Below are 19,848 nucleotides of genomic sequence, written 5' to 3'. Positions count from 1 at the left end.
TGCAGCTTAAGCAGTCCGTAAGTCACGGATAGTCATAGGGAATTGGTCGTGCTTGGACTCTTCAGCAAAAAGCCGAGTTCCCTTATGGGGATCGATATCAATGCGACATCGGTCACGCTTCTGGCCCTGGGGCGCCAGGGGCAGGGGTACCGGGTCGAGGCCTACGCCAGGGAGCCCCTGGCGCCCAATACTGTGCTCGACCAGCACATTGCCGACCCCGAGGCCCTGGCCGCGGCCCTGTCCCGCGCCTGGCTCAAGACGGGCAGCCGGCTCAAGGGGGCGGCGGTAGCGGTGGCCGGCGAGGCGGTGATCAGCAAGCTGATCGAAATGCCGGTGGGCCTGCACACCGACGAACTGGAGCAGCAGGTCCGGCTGGAAGCCGGCCAGTACATTCCCTATCCCCTGGAAGACGTGGCCCTCGATTTTGAAGTGCAGGGGCCGGTGCCCGGTAACCCGCAGCGGGTTCAGGTGCTGCTGGTAGCCTGTCGCAACGAGCGGGTAGAGGCCCTGGAAACGGTATTGGGCCTGGCCGGCCTGACAGCCCGGGTGGTGGATACCCAGCCCCTGGCTCTGGAGCGCTGCCTGTTGCTGCTGGCGGCGCACCTGCCGCTGGCGGCTCCTGGCGCCGTGGCGTTGCTGGATATAGGCCCGGCCCTCAGCCGTTTCAGCGTCCTGCACGGCCAGCGAGTGATCTATAGCCGTGAGCAGCTTTTCGGTAGCGGGCTGCTGCTGGAAGCGCTCCAGCGTCGATACGGGCTGACACTGGAGCAGGCATTGCTGGCGCAGAGCCAGGGCCGTTTGCCACAGGGTTGCGCCGAAGAGTTGCTGCAACCCTTCGAGCAGGAGGTGCTGCAACAGGTCGGCCGTTGCCTGCAGCAGTTCGCCACCTCGCCTCAGCAGCAGCCCCTGGTGCACCTGCTGCTGGCCGGAGACGGTAGCGGCCTGGCCGGCCTGGAGCAGCGGGTGAAGGGCGAGACAGGCATCGATACGTCGCTGGCCAATCCTTTTCGGGCCATGCCGATGGGGCCTCGAGTCGACCCCCAGGTATTGAACGAACGGGCGCCGAACCTGCTCCTGGCCTGTGGCCTGGCCCTGCGAGGGTTCGACTGATGGCGCGGATCAACCTGTTGCCCTGGCGCGAGGCCTCGCGCGAACTGAGGCGTCGGCGTTTTCTGCAGATGCTGGCGATGATGGTCGTGCTCGGGGCCGGGGTCATTCTGTTGGCCGACGCCTATATAAGCCGGGTGATCGAGCGCCAGCATTTGCGCAACCAGTATCTGGGCCAGGCGACGGCACGCCTGGATGAGCAGATCGCCAGCATCCAGGGGCTCAAGGCACAGCGACAGCAGTTGCTCGAACGCATGGGCATCATCGAAGAACTGCAGGGCAACCGCTCGAACAGTGTGCGGATTTTTCAGCAGTTGGCCCGCAGCCTGCCTGATGGTGTGTACTTCACCGAGGTGGATCTGCAGGGGCAGAACCTTGGAATCAGTGGTGCTGCTGAGTCAAACAACAGGGTGTCCGACCTGATGCGCAATCTGCAGGCTGCCGAGGGTTTTGCCGCCCCCAGCCTGACCGAGGTGAAGAACGCAGTGGACGCCCAGCAAGGGCTGAACAACCTGTTCCGGCTGAATGTCGGGCAGGCGCCCGGTCCAACCGAGGAGCTTCGGCGATGACACCTCGACAATGGCTGGCAGAGTTGCGGCGTATCGATCTGCGGGAGCTGGAGCTGGCCAACCTGGGCTCCTGGCCCGGGCCGGCCAGGAGTCTGGTGGCGGCCCTGCTTCTGCTCCTGGTTCTGCTAGTGGGCTACGGCTTTTACCTGAGCCCGCACCTGGAGCAGCTGGAGCGCCAGCGCCAGGAGGAAACTCGTCTCCGGCAGGCGTTTGCCGGCAAGGCGCGCCAGGGAGCCAATTTGCCGCGCTACCAGGAGCAGTTGGCCGTCATCCGCAACAGCTTCGACCTGCTGTTGCGTCAGTTGCCTAGCGACACCGAGGTCCCCGGCCTGCTGGAGGACATCAGTCGCGTGGGGTTGGGCAGTGGCCTGGCCTTCGAGGAGATCAGGCTGCAACCGGAGGTGGCCAGGCAGTTCTACGTCGAGTTGCCGATCCAGATTACCGTCACCGGGGCCTATCACGACCTGGCGAGCTTCGTCAGTGGCGTCGCCGGCCTGCCGCGCATCGTCACCTTGCATGATTTTCGCATTCAGCCTGTGGCGGCGGGCAATCCGGCGCTGTTGCGCATGAGCATCGAGGCGCGCACCTACAGGTACGACGCTCCGGAGCCGCACTCATGAGGCGCCTGCGCTGGGCGGTGCTTGGCTGCCTTTGTGCCGGGCTGTGGGGGTGTGGTGGCGCCGACGACGACTTTGCCGACCTGGACGCCTACATGAACCAGATGCGCCTGCAAGCGCCCGGGCCGATTGAACCAATGCCGGTAATCCGGTCTTACCCCTCGTTCACCTATGACGCCAGCGCATTGCGCAGCCCGTTCCAGCCGCCGCAAAGGCTTGACCTGGCGGCTCGTCGGCAAGGGGCCAGTGCGGTCCGGCCCGACCCGCAGCGAGCCCGGCAATACCTGGAGGGGTTCGATATCGAGCAGTTGCAAATGGTCGGGACCCTGTCCAACGCCTCCGGGAGCTTTGCCCTGTTGCGCGGCGCAGGTGGCATCCACCGCTTGCAGGTGGGCGACTACCTGGGGCGCAACGAAGGCCGGGTTGTGACCATCAGCGAATCGCAGATCGAGGTGGTGGAAATTGTTCCCGATGGAGCGGGAGCCTGGCTGGAGCGGCCGCGAACACTGGCGCTGAAAAAACACTCTTAAGTGGAATCTGGAAAATGAACAGGACTGTTTCAGCCCTCGGTGTAGCGCTATGGATAGCGCTGCTGGCACCGCTGGTCGGCGCCGCCGAGCCCAAGCCCGCTGCTCCGGGGACGGCAGCTCGGGCGCCTGCAAAGCCGCAGGCAGTGGCCGGGTCGATACGCGGCGTGGATTTTCAGCGCGGCGAGGAGGGCGAAGGCAATGTGCTGATCGACCTGTCCGACCCGCGCATCGCTGTCGATGTCCAGCGGCGCGAGGGCCGGATCGTCCTCGATTTTGCCCGTACCCAATTGCCCGAGGCGCTGCGGGTTCGCCTGGACGTCAAGGATTTCGCCACCCCGGTGCAGTACATCACTGCGGATACGGCTGCCGGGCGTACCACCGTCACCCTGGAGCCCAAGGGCGCCTTCGACTATTCCACCTTCCAGACCGACAACCGCCTGACGGTCAGTGTCCGCCCCCTGGCCGAGACCAGTAGCAGGGCGGCTGCGGCTCGACCTGCTTACAAGGGGGAAAAGCTCTCGCTGAACTTTCAGGACATCGAGGTGCGCTCGGTGCTGCAACTGATCGCCGATTTCACGGGCCTCAACCTGGTGGCCAGCGACACGGTGCAGGGCGGCATCACCCTGCGCCTGCAGAACGTGCCCTGGGATCAGGCCCTGGATCTGGTGCTACGGACCAAGGGCCTTGATTCGCGCAAGATCGGCAATGTGCTGCTGGTGGCTCCGGCGGATGAGATTGCCGCTCGGGAGCGTCAGGAACTGGAGTCGCAGAAGCAGCTGGAGGACCTGGCGCCGTTGCGTCGGGAGCTGCTGCAGGTCAACTACGCCAAGGCGGCGGACATCGCCAAGCTGTTCCAGTCGGTGACCCGCGCCGAGGAAAAAGCCGATGAGCGTGGCTCGATCACCGTGGATGAGCGCACCAACAGCATCATTGCCTACCAGAGCCAGGAGCGCCTCGACGAACTTCGGCGCATCGTCGCCCAACTGGATGTTCCGGTGCGCCAGGTGATGATCGAAGCACGCATCGTCGAGGCCAACGTTGACTACGACAAGAGCCTGGGCGTGCGCTGGGGCGGCTCGGTGCAGAACCAGGGCAACTGGAGCGCCAGCGGGGTGCAGAACGCTGCCAGCGGTTCCAGCGGCATCGGCGCTCCGGGCAGCGGCGGCAGCAACTCACCCTTTGTCGATCTGGGGGCTAGCGCCCATACCTCGGGCATCGGCATCGCCTACATCACCGACAACGTGCTGCTGGACCTGGAGTTGACCGCCATGGAGAAGACCGGCAACGGCGAGATCGTTTCCCAGCCCAAGGTGGTCACCTCCGACAAGGAAACCGCAAAGATCCTCAAGGGCACCGAGATCCCCTACCAGGAAGCCAGCTCCAGCGGCGCTACCTCGGTGTCCTTCAAGGAGGCGTCGCTGTCGCTTGAAGTGACACCACAGATCACCCCGGACAACCGCATCATCATGGAGGTCAAGGTCACCAAGGATGAGCCGGACTACCTGAACAAGGTCCAGGATGTACCGCCGATCAAGAAGAACGAGGTCAATGCCAAGGTCCTGGTCAACGACGGGGCGACCATCGTCATCGGCGGGGTTTTCTCGAATACCCAGAGCAAGGTTGTAGATAAAGTGCCATTTCTTGGCGATGTGCCGTATCTTGGCCGCCTTTTCCGGCGTGACGTGGTGTCGGAGAAAAAATCCGAGCTGCTGGTATTTCTCACTCCGCGTATCATGAACAACCAGGCGATTGCTGTGAGTCGTTGATTCTGTGCGAAATTTGATTCTTGTTGGGCCGATGGGGGCTGGAAAAAGCACCATCGGTCGCTTACTGGCCAAAGAGCTGCGCCTGCCATTCAAAGATTCCGATAAGGAAATTGAACTGCGCACAGGCGCGAATATCCCGTGGATCTTCGATAAGGAAGGCGAACCGGGCTTTCGTGATCGCGAGCAGGCGATGATCGCCGAGCTCTGTGGTACCGACGGCGTGGTCCTGGCCACTGGCGGTGGTGCGGTGATGCGCGAAGCCAATCGTCGGGCGCTGCATGCTGGCGGACGAGTGGTCTATCTGCACGCCTCGGTCGAGCAACAGGTGGGGCGCACCGCTCGGGACCGCAATCGTCCCCTGCTGCGCACCGCCGATCCGGCCAAGACCCTGCGCGACCTGCTGGAAATCCGCGACCCGCTTTATCGGGAAATCGCCGATCTGGTGGTGGAAACCGATGAGCGGCCGCCACGAATGGTGGTGCTGGACATACTGGAGCGCCTGCAGCAGCTGCCACCCCGTTAATGCGTCGAGCGAAATGCGCTATTCTCGGCGTCGCGCCAGACCGCCAAGGTGTGGCGCAGAGCTATCGGGCCGCGTCAGAAGACCAGACGAGGCCCATCGTCAATGCAGGGCACAATGCCTGCTTCCATCTTCACTGTGGGGACACATGCAGACACTTAAGGTCGATCTAGGCGAGCGCAGCTACCCGATTCACATTGGTGAAGGTCTGTTGGACCAGCCCGAGCTGCTGGTGCCGCATATCGCCGGGCGGCAAGTGGCGATCATTTCCAATGAGACCGTCGCGCCGCTTTACCTTGAGCGTCTGACCCGCAGCCTGGGGCAGTTCTCGGTGATCTCGGTGGTCCTGCCCGATGGCGAGGCCTACAAGAACTGGGAAACCCTGCAGTTGATCTTCGATGGCCTGCTCACTGCGCGCCACGATCGACGCACTACCATCATCGCCCTCGGTGGCGGCGTGATCGGTGATATGGCCGGCTTTGCCGCGGCCTGCTACCAGCGGGGCGTGGATTTCATCCAGATTCCTACCACCCTGCTGTCCCAGGTGGACTCCTCGGTGGGTGGCAAGACCGGTATCAACCATCCGCTGGGCAAGAACATGGTCGGCGCCTTCTACCAGCCCAACGTGGTGCTGATCGATACCACCAGCCTTAACACCCTGCCCAGCCGCGAGCTGTCGGCCGGTCTGGCGGAAGTGATCAAGTACGGCCTGATCTGCGACGAACCCTTCCTCACGTGGCTGGAAGAGAACGTCGACCGCCTGCGGGCGCTGGACCAGCAGGCCCTGACTTACGCCATCGAGCGCTCCTGTGCGGCCAAGGCCGCGGTAGTGGGTGCCGACGAACGTGAATCGGGAGTGCGGGCCACCCTCAACCTGGGGCATACCTTCGGCCACGCCATCGAAACCCACATGGGGTACGGTGTGTGGCTGCATGGGGAGGCGGTGGCTGCTGGCACCGTAATGGCCCTGGAAATGTCCGCGCGCCTGGGCTGGATCACCAGCCAGGAGCGTGACCGCGGTATTCGCCTGTTCCAGCGCGCGGGCTTGCCGGTCATCCCGCCAGAGGAAATGAGCGAAGCGGATTTTCTCGAGCACATGGCAATTGACAAGAAAGTGATCGACGGTCGTTTGCGTCTGGTGCTGTTGCGCCGCATGGGCGAAGCCGTAGTGACCGACGATTATCCGAAAGAGGTTTTACAGGCCACGCTGGGAGCGGACTACCGCGCCCTGGCTCAGCTTAAAGGTTAATAAGATCCCGATGACTAGTTTGCACGCCGACGAGGCTTTCCTCGGCCATTACCAGTTGAGCCACGATCCTTTCGCTCCCCGGGTCCCTGGCTTCAAGTTCTTTCCTGCCCAGCGCAAGCCCGTGCTGGGGCAACTGCATCACCTGGCCCGCTACAGCCAGTTGCTGCTGGTGGTCACCGGGCCTCAGGGCAGCGGCAAGACCCTGCTGCGCCAGGCGCTGGTAGCCAGTACCAACAAGCAATCGGTGCAGAGCGTGGTGGTGTCGGCCCGCGGCGCTGGCGACGCTGCCGGCGTGCTGCGCCAGGTGGCCCAGGCGCTGAACGTGGCCGAGGCCGAAATCGGCGCGATCCTCGCCCAGATCGTGCAACTGGCCCTGACCGGTCAGGAAGTCTATCTGCTGGTGGATGACGCCGAGCAGCTCGACGAGTCCGCCCTCGAGGCCCTGCTGGCCCTGGCGGCCGGCGCACCGGAAGGTCGCCCCCATGTGTTCCTGTTCGGCGAGTCGTCGCTGATCGCCGCACTGGACCAGCTCAATACCGAGGAAGAGCGCTTCCACGTCATCGAGTTGCAGCCTTATACCGAAGAGGAAACCCGCGAATATCTGGCCCAGCGGCTTGAAGGTGCGGGGCAGGGCATCGAACTTTTCTCCGCAGATCAGATCAGTGATATTCACGAAAGCTCCGATGGCTGGCCGGGCAACATCAACCAGGTCGCCAGGGATGCAATGATCGAAGCAATGATCGCCAGCCGCTCTGCGGTCAAGCGTCCAAGTATGGGGTTCAACATGCCGAAGAAACACGTATTGGCCATCTCCGCTGTCGTGGTGGTGGCCGTGGCCGCGGCCTGGTTGATGCCGGGCCGCAGCAAGGCTCCAACCACCGGCGCTCCGGCCAATGAGCAAGCGCAACTGCCTTTGGGGCAAACACCCACACCCAATGCCAATGGCAGCCCGTCAGTAGAGTTCGCCGGTTCGTCACAGCCAATGCCGCTGCCGTTGGTCGGCCAGTCGCAGCCAGTGATGCGCGGTCCTCTGGCCGAAGCCGCAGGGGGTATCAGCGAGGGTGACGACGGGGTACCGGTTGAAGGTTCCAGCGCCGTTCCACCGACCGTGACCACCACCGCGCCGCCTGCTGGGGCTACGGCTGGCCCGACGCCGGCTCCGGCAGCGCGCCCAACCCCGGCACCGACCCAGGTGGCCACGGCCAAGCCTGCTCCTGCCGCCAAGCCGGCAGAGAAGCCAGTGGCAGCCAAGCCTGCTCCGGCCAAGCCGGCCGAGAAGCCGGTCACCGTGGCCAAGGCCGCCGGTGGCAGCTGGTACGCTGGCCAGGCGCCAGGCAACTACGTGGTGCAGATCCTCGGCACCAGCTCGGAAGCCACCGCGCAGAACTTCGTCAAGGAACAGGGCGGCGAATACCGCTACTTCAAGAAAGTCCTCAACGGCAAGCCGCTGTATGTGATCACCTACGGCAACTTCGCAAGCCGCGATGCAGCGGTCAGCGCCATCAAATCCTTGCCAGCGAAGGTTCAGGCTGGTAAACCTTGGCCTCGCACTGTCGCTAGCGTTCAACAAGAACTGGCAACAACTCGCTGAAGATTCGGCGGCCTTACCCAGGCCGCCTCTCCCGGCAACCTCAAATTTCCGCATCGGCATGCTGCCTTACAGGCCGCGTGCCTTGTGGTGTCTGCGTCACAGTAGTTTTTGAGTCGCGGCAGTCAAAAGCAAAACTTTTTGACTAGCACAGCATATCGCTTTAAAACGTTCATAAATGCGACATGAATTTACGACAGATCGTCGCTAAATTTGTGGGGCTTTGTGTCGGTGTGTACAATGACCTCCCTTTTGCCCCCGCAAAGCTGGCGTACGTTCGGCGCGGAATGCAAGTGGTTGAATTGAAAAGAAATTTGCCTCTAAAAGAGGCAGCCTGGTGAGAAAGTGTCTATGAAAGCAGGTCTGTACCAACCAGATGAATTTAAGGATAACTGTGGTTTCGGCCTGATAGCCCACATGCAGGGCGAACCCAGTCATACCCTGTTGAAAACGGCCATTGAGGCCCTGACCTGCATGACCCACCGCGGTGGGATCAACGCGGACGGCAAGACCGGCGACGGTTGCGGTCTGCTGATGCAAAAGCCCGACCTGTTCCTGCGCGCAGTCGCCAAGGAGCACTTCGGCATCGAGCTGCCCAAGCAATATGCGGTGGGCATGGTGTTCTTCAACCAGGATCCGGTAAAAGCCGAAGCCGCTCGCGAAAACATGAACCGCGAGATCCTCGCCGCCGGCCTGCAACTGGTGGGCTGGCGCAAAGTGCCGATCGATACCAGTGTGCTCGGGCGTCTGGCCCTGGAGCGCCTGCCGCAGATCGAGCAAGTGTTCATCGGCGGCCAGGGTCTGAGCGACCAGGATTTCGCCATCAAGCTGTTCAGCTCCCGTCGTCGCTCCTCAGTGGCCAACGCCGCCGACACCGACCACTACATCTGCAGCTTTTCCCACAAGACCATCATCTATAAGGGCCTGATGATGCCGGCGGACCTCGCCGCCTTCTATCCGGACCTGGGTGACGAACGCCTGCAGACCGCGATCTGCGTGTTCCACCAGCGCTTCTCCACCAACACCTTGCCGAAATGGCCGCTGGCCCAGCCATTCCGCTTCCTCGCCCACAACGGCGAGATCAACACCATCACCGGCAACCGCAACTGGGCCGTGGCCCGGCGCACCAAGTTCGCCAACGACCTGATCCCGGACCTGGAAGAGCTCGGCCCGCTGGTCAACCGCGTGGGTTCCGACTCGTCGAGCATGGACAACATGCTGGAGCTGATGGTCACCGGCGGCATCGACCTGTTCCGCGGCGTGCGCATGATCATTCCGCCTGCGTGGCAGAACGTCGAGACCATGGACGCCGACCTGCGCGCGTTCTACGAATACAACTCGATGCACATGGAGCCGTGGGACGGCCCGGCCGGCGTAGTCATGACCGACGGCCGTTATGCCGTCTGCCTGCTGGATCGCAACGGCCTGCGCCCGGCGCGCTGGGTCACCACCCAGAACGGCTTCATCACCCTGGCGTCAGAAATCGGCGTGTGGAACTACCAGCCCGAGGACGTGATCGCCAAGGGCCGGGTCGGCCCGGGCCAGATCTTTGCCGTGGACACCGAGACCGGGCAGATCCTCGACACCGACGCCATCGACAACCGGCTGAAGTCCCGTCATCCGTACAAGCAATGGCTGCGCAAGAATGCCCTGCGCATCCAGGCCACCATGGAAGACAACGACCACGGTTCGGCCTTCTACGACGTCGACCAGCTCAAGCAGTACATGAAGATGTACCAGGTCACCTTCGAAGAGCGTGACCAGGTGCTGCGCCCGCTGGGCGAGCAGGGCTACGAAGCAGTGGGCTCGATGGGCGACGACACGCCGATGGCGGTGCTGTCCCAGCGCGTGCGTACCCCCTACGACTATTTCCGCCAGCAGTTCGCCCAGGTCACCAACCCGCCGATCGACCCGCTGCGCGAAGCCATCGTCATGTCCCTGGAGATCTGCCTCGGTGCCGAGCGCAACATCTTCCAGGAGTCGCCCGAGCACGCTTCGCGAGTGATCCTCAGCTCGCCAGTGATCTCCCCGGCCAAGTGGCGTTCGCTGATGAACCTCGACCGCCCGGGCTTCGAGCGCCAGGTCATCGACCTCAACTACGACGAGAGCGTCGGCCTGGAAGCGGCGATCCGCAATGTCGCCGACCAGGCTGAAGAAGCCGCGCGCGCCGGTCGTACCCAGATCGTCCTCAGCGACCGCCATATCGCTCCGGGCAAGCTGCCGATCCACGCTTCCCTGGCCACGGGCGCGGTGCACCACCGCCTGACCGAGAAAGGCCTGCGCTGCGACTCCAACATCCTCGTGGAAACTGCCACCGCCCGCGATCCGCACCACTTCGCGGTGCTGATCGGTTTCGGCGCTTCGGCGGTCTATCCGTTCCTGGCCTACGAAGTGCTGGGCGACCTGATCCGTACCGGTGAAGTGCTGGGCGACCTCTATGAGGTGTTCAAGAACTACCGCAAGGGCATCACCAAAGGCCTGCTGAAGATCCTGTCGAAGATGGGCATCTCCACCATCGCTTCTTACCGTGGCGCGCAGCTGTTCGAAGCCATCGGCCTGTCCGAGGAGGTCTGCAACCTGAGCTTCCGTGGCGTGCCGAGCCGGATCAAGGGCGCGCGTTTCGTCGACATCGAAGCCGAGCAGAAAGCCCTGGCGACCGAAGCCTGGAGCCCGCGCAAGCCGATCCAGCAAGGCGGCCTGCTGAAGTTCGTCCACGGTGGCGAATACCACGCCTACAACCCGGACGTGGTCAACACCCTGCAGGCGGCCGTGCAGCAGGGCGACTACGCCAAGTTCAAGGAATACACCGCGCTGGTGGACAACCGCCCGGTGTCGATGATCCGCGACCTGTTCCAGGTGAAGACCCTGGACACGCCGATGGACATCAGCGAAGTCGAGCCCCTGGAATCGATCCTCAAGCGCTTCGACTCCGCCGGTATCTCCCTGGGCGCTCTGTCGCCGGAGGCTCACGAAGCCCTGGCCGAAGCCATGAACCGCCTCGGCGCGCGTTCCAACTCCGGTGAGGGCGGCGAAGACCCGGCGCGCTACGGCACCATCAAGAGCTCGAAGATCAAGCAAGTGGCCACTGGCCGTTTCGGCGTGACCCCGGAATACCTGGTCAACGCCGAAGTGCTGCAGATCAAGGTGGCCCAGGGCGCCAAGCCCGGTGAAGGCGGGCAATTGCCTGGCGGCAAGGTCAACGGCCTGATCGCCAAGCTGCGCTACGCAGTCCCCGGCGTGACCCTGATTTCGCCTCCGCCGCACCACGACATCTATTCGATCGAAGACTTGTCGCAGCTGATCTTCGACCTCAAGCAGGTCAACCCTCAGGCGTTGGTGTCGGTGAAGCTGGTGGCCGAAGCCGGCGTCGGCACCATCGCCGCTGGCGTGGCCAAGGCCTATGCCGACCTGATCACCATCTCCGGCTACGACGGCGGTACCGGCGCTTCGCCGCTGACCTCCATCAAGTACGCTGGTGCGCCGTGGGAACTGGGCCTGGCGGAAACCCACCAGACCCTGCGCGGCAACGACCTGCGCGGCAAGGTCCGGGTGCAGACCGACGGCGGCCTGAAAACCGGCCTCGACGTGATCAAGGCAGCCATCCTCGGCGCCGAGAGCTTCGGCTTCGGCACCGCGCCGATGATCGCCCTGGGCTGCAAGTACCTGCGCATCTGCCACCTGAACAACTGCGCCACCGGCGTGGCGACCCAGAACGAGAAGCTGCGCAAGGATCACTACATTGGCACCGTCGACATGGTGGTGAACTTCTTCACCTACGTCGCCGAGGAAACCCGTGAGTGGCTGGCCAAGCTCGGCGTGCGTTCCCTGGAGCAACTGATCGGCCGGACCGACCTGCTGGAGGTGCTGGAAGGCCAGACCGCCAAGCAGCATCACCTGGACCTGACCCCGTTGCTGGGCAGTGACCACATTCCGGCGGACAAGCCGCAGTTCTGCCAGGTGGACCGCAACCCGCCGTTCGACAAGGGCCTGCTGGCCGAGAAAATGGTCGAGATGGCCCGCTCGGCGATCAATGACAAGAGCGGCGCCGATTTCGCCCTGGATATCTGCAACTGCGACCGCTCCATCGGCGCACGGATCTCCGGCGAGATCGCCAGGCTGCACGGCAACCAGGGCATGGCCCAGGCGCCGATCACCTTCCGCTTCAAGGGCACTGCGGGGCAGAGCTTCGGCGTGTGGAACGCCGGCGGCCTGAACCTCTACCTGGAAGGCGACGCCAACGACTACGTGGGCAAGGGCATGACCGGCGGCAAGCTGGTGATCGTCCCGCCCAAGGGCAGCGTCTACAAGACCCAGGACAGCGCCATTATCGGCAACACCTGCCTGTACGGCGCCACCGGCGGCAAGCTGTTTGCCGCCGGCACCGCGGGCGAGCGCTTCGCCGTGCGCAACTCCGGTGCCCACACCGTGGTGGAAGGCACTGGCGATCACTGCTGCGAGTACATGACCGGTGGTTTCGTCTGCGTCCTGGGCAAGACCGGTTACAACTTCGGCTCAGGCATGACCGGCGGTTTCGCCTATGTGCTGGACCAGGACAACACCTTCGTTGACCGGGTCAACCACGAACTGGTGGAAATCCAACGGATCAGCGGCGAAGCGATGGAAGCCTATCGCAGCCACCTGCAGCGCGTGCTGAACGAGTACGTCGAGGAAACCGACAGCGAATGGGGCCGTAACCTCGCCGAGAACCTCGACGACTACCTGCGCCGTTTCTGGTTGGTCAAGCCCAAGGCTGCCAGCTTGAAATCGTTGCTTTCCAGCACCCGTGCCAACCCGCAGTGATATGCGCCTGAAGAGTGTGATGAGGTTTTGATAATGGCTGAACGTCTGAATAACGACTTCCAGTTCATCGATGTCGGGCGCAAGGATCCGAAGAAGAAACTGTTGCGTCAACGCAAGAAAGAGTTCGTGGAAATCTACGAACCCTTCAAACCCCAGCAGTCGGCCGACCAGGCCCACCGCTGCCTGGGTTGCGGCAACCCGTACTGCGAATGGAAGTGCCCTGTGCACAACTTCATTCCCAACTGGCTCAAGCTGGTGGCCGAGGGCAACATCCTCGCCGCCGCCGAGCTGTCGCACCAGACCAACACCCTGCCGGAAGTCTGTGGCCGGGTGTGCCCGCAGGATCGTCTGTGCGAGGGTGCCTGCACCCTCAACGACGGGTTTGGCGCGGTGACCATCGGTTCGGTGGAGAAGTACATCACCGACACCGCCTTCGCCATGGGCTGGCGCCCGGACATGTCCAAGGTCAAGCCCACCGGCAAGCGTGTGGCGATCATCGGCGCGGGCCCGGCGGGCCTGGGCTGCGCCGACGTGCTGGTGCGTGGCGGCGTGACCCCGGTGGTGTTCGACAAGAACCCGGAAATCGGCGGCCTGCTGACCTTCGGCATCCCCGAGTTCAAGCTGGAAAAGACCGTGCTGAGCAATCGTCGCGAAGTCTTCAGCGGCATGGGCATCGAGTTCCGCCTCAACACCGAGGTGGGCAAGGACGTGACCATGGAGCAACTGCTCGCTGAATACGATGCGGTATTCATGGGCATGGGCACCTACACCTACATGAAGGGCGGCTTTGCCGGTGAGGACCTGCCGGGGGTCTATGACGCGCTGGATTTCCTGATCGCCAACGTCAACCGCAACCTGGGCTTTGAAAAGTCGCCGGAAGACTTCGTCGACATGAAAGGCAAGAAGGTGGTGGTGCTGGGCGGTGGCGACACCGCGATGGACTGCAACCGCACCTCGATCCGCCAGGGCGCCAAGTCGGTGACCTGTGCGTACCGTCGTGACGAAGCCAACATGCCCGGTTCGCGCAAAGAGGTGAAGAACGCCAAGGAAGAAGGCGTGAAGTTCCTCTACAACCGCCAGCCGATTGCCATTGTCGGTGAAGACCGCGTCGAAGGCGTGAAGGTGGTCGAGACCCGTCTCGGCGAGCCGGACGCCCGTGGCCGCCGCAGCCCCGAGCCGATCCCGGGCTCTGAAGAGATCATCCCGGCCGACGCCGTGGTCATCGCCTTCGGTTTCCGTCCAAGCCCGGCGCCGTGGTTCGAGCAGTTCAGCATCCAGACCGACAGCCAGGGCCGTGTCGTGGCCCCGGAACAGGGGCAGTTCAAGCACCAGACCAGCAACCCGAAGATCTTTGCCGGTGGCGACATGGTCCGCGGTTCTGACCTGGTGGTGACGGCGATCTTCGAAGGGCGTAACGCCGCCGAAGGCATCCTCGACTACCTGGGCGTCTGACCCACCTGCAGGAGCCGGCTGGCCGGCGAACAACGATAACGCGGTGCTGTTGATGCACCGCGTCGATCGCTTCGCCAGCAAGCTGGCTCCTACGGGATCTGTGCCCGTCCCGTGACAAATTGCCCCCATAGACATAAAGAAACGGCTCTTGCCGTGCCTTTTGTGCCCGGCTCTGAGAAAATGCCCCCACTTTTTTTCCGGATGCCGACATGACTGCCCTGAAGAACGACCGTTTCCTTCGTGCCCTGCTCAAGCAACCCGTAGACGTCACCCCGGTGTGGATGATGCGTCAGGCTGGGCGCTACTTGCCTGAATACCGCGCCAGCCGTGCCAACGCCGGTGACTTCATGAGCCTGTGCATGAACCCGGCGTTCGCTTGCGAAGTCACGCTGCAGCCTCTGGACCGCTATCCCCAGCTGGATGCGGCGATCCTCTTCTCCGACATCCTGACCATCCCCGATGCCATGGGCCAAGGCCTGTACTTTGAAACCGGCGAAGGCCCGCGCTTCAAGAAAGTGGTCAGCACCCTGGCCGACATCGAAGCCCTGCCGATCCCCGATCCGCACAAGGACCTGGGCTATGTAATGGATGCGGTCAGCACCATTCGTCGCGAACTCAACGGCCGTGTGCCGTTGATCGGCTTCTCCGGCAGCCCCTGGACCCTGGCCACCTACATGGTCGAAGGCGGCTCCTCCAAGGACTTCCGCAAGTCCAAGGCCATGCTCTACGACAACCCGCAAGCCATGCACCTGCTGCTGGACAAGCTGGCCCAGTCGGTCACCGCGTACCTGAACGGGCAGATCCGTGCCGGCGCGCAGGCGGTGCAGATCTTCGACAGCTGGGGCGGCAGCCTCTCGGCGGCGGCCTACCAGGAATTCTCCCTGGCCTACATGCGCAAGATCGTCAGTGGCCTGATCCGCGAACACGACGGGCGCAAGGTTCCGGTGATCCTCTTCACCAAGGGCGGCGGCCTGTGGCTGGAAAGCATTGCCGATGCCGGCGCGGACAGCCTGGGCCTGGACTGGACCTGTGACATCGGCGAAGCCCGCCGCCGGGTCGGCAGCAAGGTATCGCTGCAAGGCAACATGGACCCTACCGTGCTCTACGCCAACCCGCAGGCGATCCGCAGCGAAGTTGCGCGCATCCTCGCCAGCTACGGCAAGGGCAGCGGCCACGTGTTCAACCTGGGCCACGGCATCACTCCGGAAGTGAAACCGGAGCACGCCGGAGCCTTCCTGGAAGCGGTGCACGAGTTGTCAGCGCAATACCACGAATAAGCGCCCCCATAAAAAACGCCCGGCCAATGCCGGGCGTTTTCATTGGCGGACACTTTTTGTAGGAGCCAGCTTGCTGGCGAAAGGGCCTTCAAGACTTGCGCCTGCCTTGCGGACCACTTCGCTGGCAAGCCAGCTCCTACAAGGGCCGGCCAGTCAGATTCGCTCGGTGTAGGAGCCAGCTTGCTGGCGAAAGGGCCCTCAAGACTTGCGCCTGCCTTGCGGACCACTTCGCTGGCAAGCCAGCTCCTACAAGGGCCGGCCAGTCAGATTCGCTCGGTGTTAGGAGCCAGCTTGCTGGCGAAAGGGCCTTCAAGACTTGCGCCTGCCTGGCGCACGCCTTCGCTGGCAAGCCAGCTCCTACAGGGGCCGGCCAGTCAGATTCGCTCGGTGTAGGAGCCAGCTTGCTGGCGAAAGGGCCTTCAAGGCTTGCGCCTGCCTTGCGGACCACTTCGCTGGCAAGCCAGCTCCTACAAAGGGGGGAGTTTGGCGAGTTTCATGGCGATCAACAGGGCTCCGATCAGCAAGGCGCCGATAAACAGGCCGATGCCGTTCCAACCCGCCAGGTGCCAGAACACTCCGCCGGCGGTGCCGGCAATGCTCGAGCCGGCGTAGTAGCTGAACAGGTACAGCGACGACGCCTGGCCCTTGGCCTTGGTGGCGCGACGGCCGATCCAGCTGCTGGCTACCGAGTGGGCACCGAAGAAGCCGAAGGTGAACAGCAGCATGCCGATCAGCACCAGGGACAGCGGGGTCAGCAGGGTCAGGGCGATCCCCGCCAGCATCAGCACGATGGTGCCCCAGAGCACCCGGCGTCGGCCCAACTGGTCGGCCAGTGCGCCGATCTTCGCCGAGCTGTAGATGCCCGAGAGGTACACCACCGACAGCATTCCGACCCAGGCCTGGCTCAGTTGATAGGGCTCGGCCAGCAGGCGGTAGCCGATGTAGTTGAACAGGGTGACGAAAGCCCCCATCAGCAGGAAACCTTCGAGGAACAGCCAGGGCAGGCCGGCATCGCGAAAGTGCATGGCAAAGCCGTCCAGCAGGCTGCGCGGGTGCAGCGAACGGGGGCGGAAATTGCGTGATTCGGGAAGGATGCGCCAGAACACCGCGGCAGCGATCAGTGCCAGGCCGCCGATCACCAGCATCGCCGTGTGCCAGCTGACGAAGTCGATCAGCACCCCGGTAATCAGTCGCCCGCTCATGCCGCCGATGGCGTTGCCACCGATGTACAGGCCCATGGCCAGGCCGATGTGCTGGGGGTGGATCTCCTCGCTCAGGTAGGTCATGGCCACCGCTGCCAGCCCGCTCAGGGACAGGCCCACCAGCGCACGCATCAGCAGCACCCCGTGCCAGCTCGGCATCAGCGCACTGGCGATGGTGCACAGGGCGGCGGCCAGCAAGGCGGCGACCATCACCGGCTTGCGACCGATGCGGTCGGAAACCGGCCCGGTGATCAGCAGCCCGATGGCCAGCATGCCGGTGGCGACCGAGAGGATCAGGCTGCTCTGGGCGGCATTGATGGAAAAGTCCCGGGACAGCAGCGGCATCATCGGCTGTACGCAATACAGCAGGGCGAAGGTGGCAAAACCGCCGGAGAACAGCGCCAGCACGGTGCGCATGAACATCGGCGTGCCTTTTTCGATATAGACCTCGTTGAGCTGGGCGACCACCTCGTCCAGGGGCGTGGCAGGGGGTTCGTGGGCGGAGGGGGCAACAGCGGCAACAGCGGATTTCACGGGGGACCTCGGGGGGAACGCAGCCGGTCAGGCAATGGAAAAAGCATATAGCTGGCTAATGATTCTTTCCAATATATTGTTCGACCTGTTTGATAGGTTTTAAGACTTAATGAGGCCCTCATGGAACTGCGTCACCTGCGCTACTTCATCGCTGTCGCCGAAGAACTGCATTTTGGCCGTGCAGCCCAGGTGCTGGGCATCTCCCAACCGCCCCTGAGCCAGCAGATCCAGGCGCTGGAGCAGGAGGTGGGGGCGCGCCTGTTCGAACGCACCAATCGTCGGGTCGAGCTCAGCGAGGCCGGGCGCCTGTTCCTGGAAGAGGCGCGGCTGGTACTGGCCCAGGTGGACAAGGCGGCGGACGTGGCGCGGCGCGCGCAGCTGGGCGAGCTGGGGGAACTGAAGATCGGCTTCACCTCGTCGGCGCCCTTCAATTCGACCATTCCCCAGGCGATCTTCGCCTTTCGCCAGCGCTTTCCCGCGGTACACCTCAAGCTCAAGGAAATGAGCAGCACCCAGGTGGCCGAGGCCCTGGTGGACCAGGCGATCCAGGTCGGCATCATGCGGCCCTTGCCCCTGCCGGATTCGCTGTCGGTGGTGGAGCTGCTGCGCGAGCCGCTGGTGGCGGTGCTCAGTTCCAAGCACCCGCTGGCCAGTGGCAGTGAAGAGGGGCTGCACCTGGCGGAGCTGGCCCATGAGCCCTTTGTGTTTTTCCCCCGCAGCTATGGCAGCGGCCTGTATGCGCAGTTGCTGAGCCTGTCCCGGGATGCCGGCTTTACCCCGCATTTCGCTCAGGAGGCGGCGGAAGCCATGACCATCATCGGTCTGGTGGCGGCGGGGTTGGGGGTGTCGGTGCTGCCGGCGTCCTATCAGCGCATGCGCATCGATGGCGTGGTCTATCGCCGCCTGCTGGACCCGGCGGCGATGTCGGCGGTGTGGCTGGTGCAGCGCAAGGATCAGGCTTCGCCCATGGCCAAGGCCTTTGTCGAGCTACTGACGCGCAAGACCGGGGCTACGCCCTGAGGGGCTGTTGGGCCGCACCGGGGCCTGCAGGTTCACCAGGTCGCCGCGCAGGGCCACTCCGGCCATCAGTACCCCGGCATGGCATTCGTAGGTGTTGAGGTCCTTGCGCACGTGGTGCTTGTAGTAGCTGACGATATTGGTCACTGCGTTGGCGCCGACCCGCTTGGCTGCGGCTTGCAGGGTGATCAGGGCCGACTGCAGGGCCCATTCGCAGGCGGCGATATCGCTCTTGTTGAAAGCGTTGGTCTTCTTGTTGGTGGTGACTTCGGTGAGCCGCACCTGGAGCACTGGCGGAAGTGGGTTGCCGGCCAGATGGAAGCTCACGCTGCCATCCAGGCGCCCGGCGCGCTCGGCGTCGGCCACGACTTTCTCGAAGGGCATGTACATCAGGTTGGTGGCCTGGCTGGCGGGGCTCAGGGTCGTTAGCAGGGCCAGGGCAATCAGTGCTTTGACTTGCATGGTCGGCTCCTTGACGGACGTGAAAGGGGCGCCACTGTCACGCCGGCCGATGCCCGATCGCGCAACTTGGCTCCCGCAGGCGGCGGTGACCCGGCCTGCTGTTGCGAGTGTAGACGCCGATTGGCGCGCTTTCGGAAAATCCCGGAAACGAAAAGGGCGCCCCAGGCGCCCTTTTCGTTGTCAGCCGCAGCTCACTGGACCTTGGACAGGTCTCCACGCAGTGCTACACCAGCCATGATGGCGCCGGCATGGCACTCATAGGTGGTGGCGTCCTTGCGCTCGTGGCTCTTGTAGAAGCTGGCGATGTCGGTCACGGCGTTGGCGCCGACTTTCTTCGCCGCTTCATGCAGGGTGATCAGTGCCGACTGCAAGGCCCACTCGCAGGCCACCTGGTCGGCTTTGCCGAAGGCATTGGTCTTCTTGTTGGTCACGGCGCCGGGGCTCAGCACGCTGACCTTGCCGGCCGGCTTGTTGCCCGCCAGGTAGAACTTCACGCTGCCGTCGATCTTGCCGGTGCTGATGGCCTCGGCCACGACCTTGTCGAAGGGCAGGTACAGGGCCGTATCGCGGGCCTGGCTGACGCCGGGCAGGGTGCACAGCAGCAGGGTGGCGGTGGCCGCCAGTGTCTTCAAACGCATCGCATTCTCCATGACATCAAAGGGGGTGAAGCAGCCCTGTGACCAGGGTCACAGGGAAGGGCTCATTGTGCGGCCGGGAAGCTCTTGGCCGCGGCATCCGACAGCTGTTGCGCGGCCCGCTCGTTCTGGTTGTCCCGCAGTTCGCGCAGGATTCCCTTGTCCAGCAGGCGTACCCAGCGGATGTAGTTCTTGTGGATCTTGCCGTCCTTGTAGTCCATGTCGCGGCTGTCGCGGTAGACGATCTTGTAGTAGCTGGCGGAGTACTGGATATCGATCTCCGCGTGGAACTGTTGACGCACGGTGATCTCGGCCTGGATCAGCTCCGGGCTGATGCGCTGCACGGTCCACTTGCGGGCTACGAGGTTCTTCAGGATCGCCTGCTTGACCTGCTCCTGGTCGGCCTGGATGGTGGCCGGGATCACCCGGTTGGGGGTGTACATGCGCTTGCTGGTGCAAGCGGTGACGCTGAGCAGGGCAAGGACAACGAGGGTGGCGCGAAGCAGGGAAGACATTCCATTTC

15 protein-coding genes and 1 pseudogene are annotated in these 19,848 nt (G+C 63.6%); 12 read left to right on the top strand and 4 right to left on the bottom strand.

Annotation, left to right across the window (positions count from 1 at the left end):
- Nucleotides 1–48: 48 nt before the first annotated feature.
- The 11 genes and pseudogenes from pilM (at nucleotide 49) to hemE (ending at nucleotide 15,475) form a co-directional block, all read left to right on the top strand.
- On the top strand, nucleotides 49–1,110 hold the full coding sequence (gene pilM, locus KCG88_RS21555) for a type IV pilus assembly protein PilM (protein ID WP_047335479.1): 1,062 nt from the start codon (nucleotides 49–51) through the stop codon (nucleotides 1,108–1,110).
- A complete protein-coding gene (locus tag KCG88_RS21550; protein ID WP_047283604.1) occupies nucleotides 1,110–1,676 on the top strand; it encodes a PilN domain-containing protein in 567 nt (188 codons plus the stop codon). The genes pilM and KCG88_RS21550 overlap by 1 nt, the downstream gene beginning before the upstream one ends.
- Nucleotides 1,673–2,296, top strand: a complete 624-nt coding sequence (pilO, locus tag KCG88_RS21545; RefSeq protein ID WP_210713053.1) for a type 4a pilus biogenesis protein PilO — start codon at nucleotides 1,673–1,675, stop codon at nucleotides 2,294–2,296. The genes KCG88_RS21550 and pilO overlap by 4 nt, the downstream gene beginning before the upstream one ends.
- Nucleotides 2,293–2,823, top strand: a complete 531-nt coding sequence (locus tag KCG88_RS21540; protein ID WP_011058822.1) for a pilus assembly protein PilP — start codon at nucleotides 2,293–2,295, stop codon at nucleotides 2,821–2,823. Before pilO ends, KCG88_RS21540 begins: the two co-directional genes overlap by 4 nt.
- An 89-nt stretch (nucleotides 2,824–2,912) precedes the next feature.
- A pseudogene (locus KCG88_RS21535) lies at nucleotides 2,913–4,589 on the top strand (type IV pilus secretin PilQ family protein); the annotation flags it as partial.
- Nucleotides 4,590–4,593: 4 nt separating this feature from the next.
- Complete coding sequence (aroK, locus tag KCG88_RS21530) at nucleotides 4,594–5,112, top strand: shikimate kinase AroK (RefSeq protein ID WP_011058824.1); 519 nt, start codon at nucleotides 4,594–4,596, stop codon at nucleotides 5,110–5,112.
- A 145-nt stretch (nucleotides 5,113–5,257) separates the two neighbouring features.
- Complete coding sequence (gene aroB, locus KCG88_RS21525) at nucleotides 5,258–6,358, top strand: 3-dehydroquinate synthase (RefSeq protein WP_011058825.1); 1,101 nt, start codon at nucleotides 5,258–5,260, stop codon at nucleotides 6,356–6,358.
- 10 nt (nucleotides 6,359–6,368) lie between these two features.
- Nucleotides 6,369–7,949: an AAA family ATPase gene (locus KCG88_RS21520; RefSeq protein ID WP_210713052.1), complete on the top strand. Its 1,581-nt coding sequence runs from the start codon at nucleotides 6,369–6,371 to the stop codon at nucleotides 7,947–7,949.
- Between the two features lie 348 nt (nucleotides 7,950–8,297).
- The gene (gene gltB, locus KCG88_RS21515) at nucleotides 8,298–12,746 is read left to right on the top strand and encodes a glutamate synthase large subunit (protein WP_047283610.1); all 4,449 of its coding nucleotides are present in this window, start codon (nucleotides 8,298–8,300) and stop codon (nucleotides 12,744–12,746) included.
- A gap of 33 nt (nucleotides 12,747–12,779) precedes the next feature.
- On the top strand, nucleotides 12,780–14,198 hold the full coding sequence (locus tag KCG88_RS21510) for an FAD-dependent oxidoreductase (RefSeq protein ID WP_011058828.1): 1,419 nt from the start codon (nucleotides 12,780–12,782) through the stop codon (nucleotides 14,196–14,198).
- A gap of 209 nt (nucleotides 14,199–14,407) precedes the next feature.
- Nucleotides 14,408–15,475: a uroporphyrinogen decarboxylase gene (gene hemE, locus KCG88_RS21505; protein ID WP_041115348.1), complete on the top strand. Its 1,068-nt coding sequence runs from the start codon at nucleotides 14,408–14,410 to the stop codon at nucleotides 15,473–15,475.
- Nucleotides 15,476–15,942: 467 nt separating this feature from the next.
- On the opposite strand, the gene KCG88_RS21500 is transcribed toward hemE, so the two are convergent.
- The gene (locus KCG88_RS21500) at nucleotides 15,943–17,154 is read right to left on the bottom strand and encodes an MFS transporter (protein WP_210672720.1); all 1,212 of its coding nucleotides are present in this window, start codon (nucleotides 17,152–17,154) and stop codon (nucleotides 15,943–15,945) included.
- Between the two features lie 177 nt (nucleotides 17,155–17,331).
- Here KCG88_RS21500 and KCG88_RS21495 point away from each other — a divergent pair, with 177 nt between their 5' ends.
- Nucleotides 17,332–18,231: a LysR family transcriptional regulator gene (locus KCG88_RS21495; protein ID WP_011058831.1), complete on the top strand. Its 900-nt coding sequence runs from the start codon at nucleotides 17,332–17,334 to the stop codon at nucleotides 18,229–18,231.
- Here the strand turns inward: KCG88_RS21495 and KCG88_RS21490 are convergent.
- From KCG88_RS21490 to KCG88_RS21480, 3 genes are all read right to left on the bottom strand, one after another.
- The gene (locus tag KCG88_RS21490) at nucleotides 18,199–18,690 is read right to left on the bottom strand and encodes a hypothetical protein (RefSeq protein ID WP_015633873.1); all 492 of its coding nucleotides are present in this window, start codon (nucleotides 18,688–18,690) and stop codon (nucleotides 18,199–18,201) included. The genes KCG88_RS21495 and KCG88_RS21490 overlap by 33 nt on opposite strands.
- Nucleotides 18,691–18,881: 191 nt before the next feature.
- Nucleotides 18,882–19,328 (bottom strand): hypothetical protein, encoded by a 447-nt coding sequence (locus tag KCG88_RS21485; protein WP_011058833.1) that lies wholly within the window; start codon nucleotides 19,326–19,328, stop codon nucleotides 18,882–18,884.
- A gap of 62 nt (nucleotides 19,329–19,390) precedes the next feature.
- Nucleotides 19,391–19,840, bottom strand: a complete 450-nt coding sequence (locus KCG88_RS21480; RefSeq protein ID WP_047283612.1) for a hypothetical protein — start codon at nucleotides 19,838–19,840, stop codon at nucleotides 19,391–19,393.
- Nucleotides 19,841–19,848: the final 8 nt, after the last annotated feature.

The organism is Pseudomonas sp. MWU349 (assembly GCF_017947325.1).
GTDB classification, from domain to species: domain Bacteria; phylum Pseudomonadota; class Gammaproteobacteria; order Pseudomonadales; family Pseudomonadaceae; genus Aquipseudomonas; species Aquipseudomonas protegens.
The sequence above is the reverse complement of the archived record's forward strand: the minus strand, read 5'-3'. Positions and strand labels throughout refer to the sequence as shown.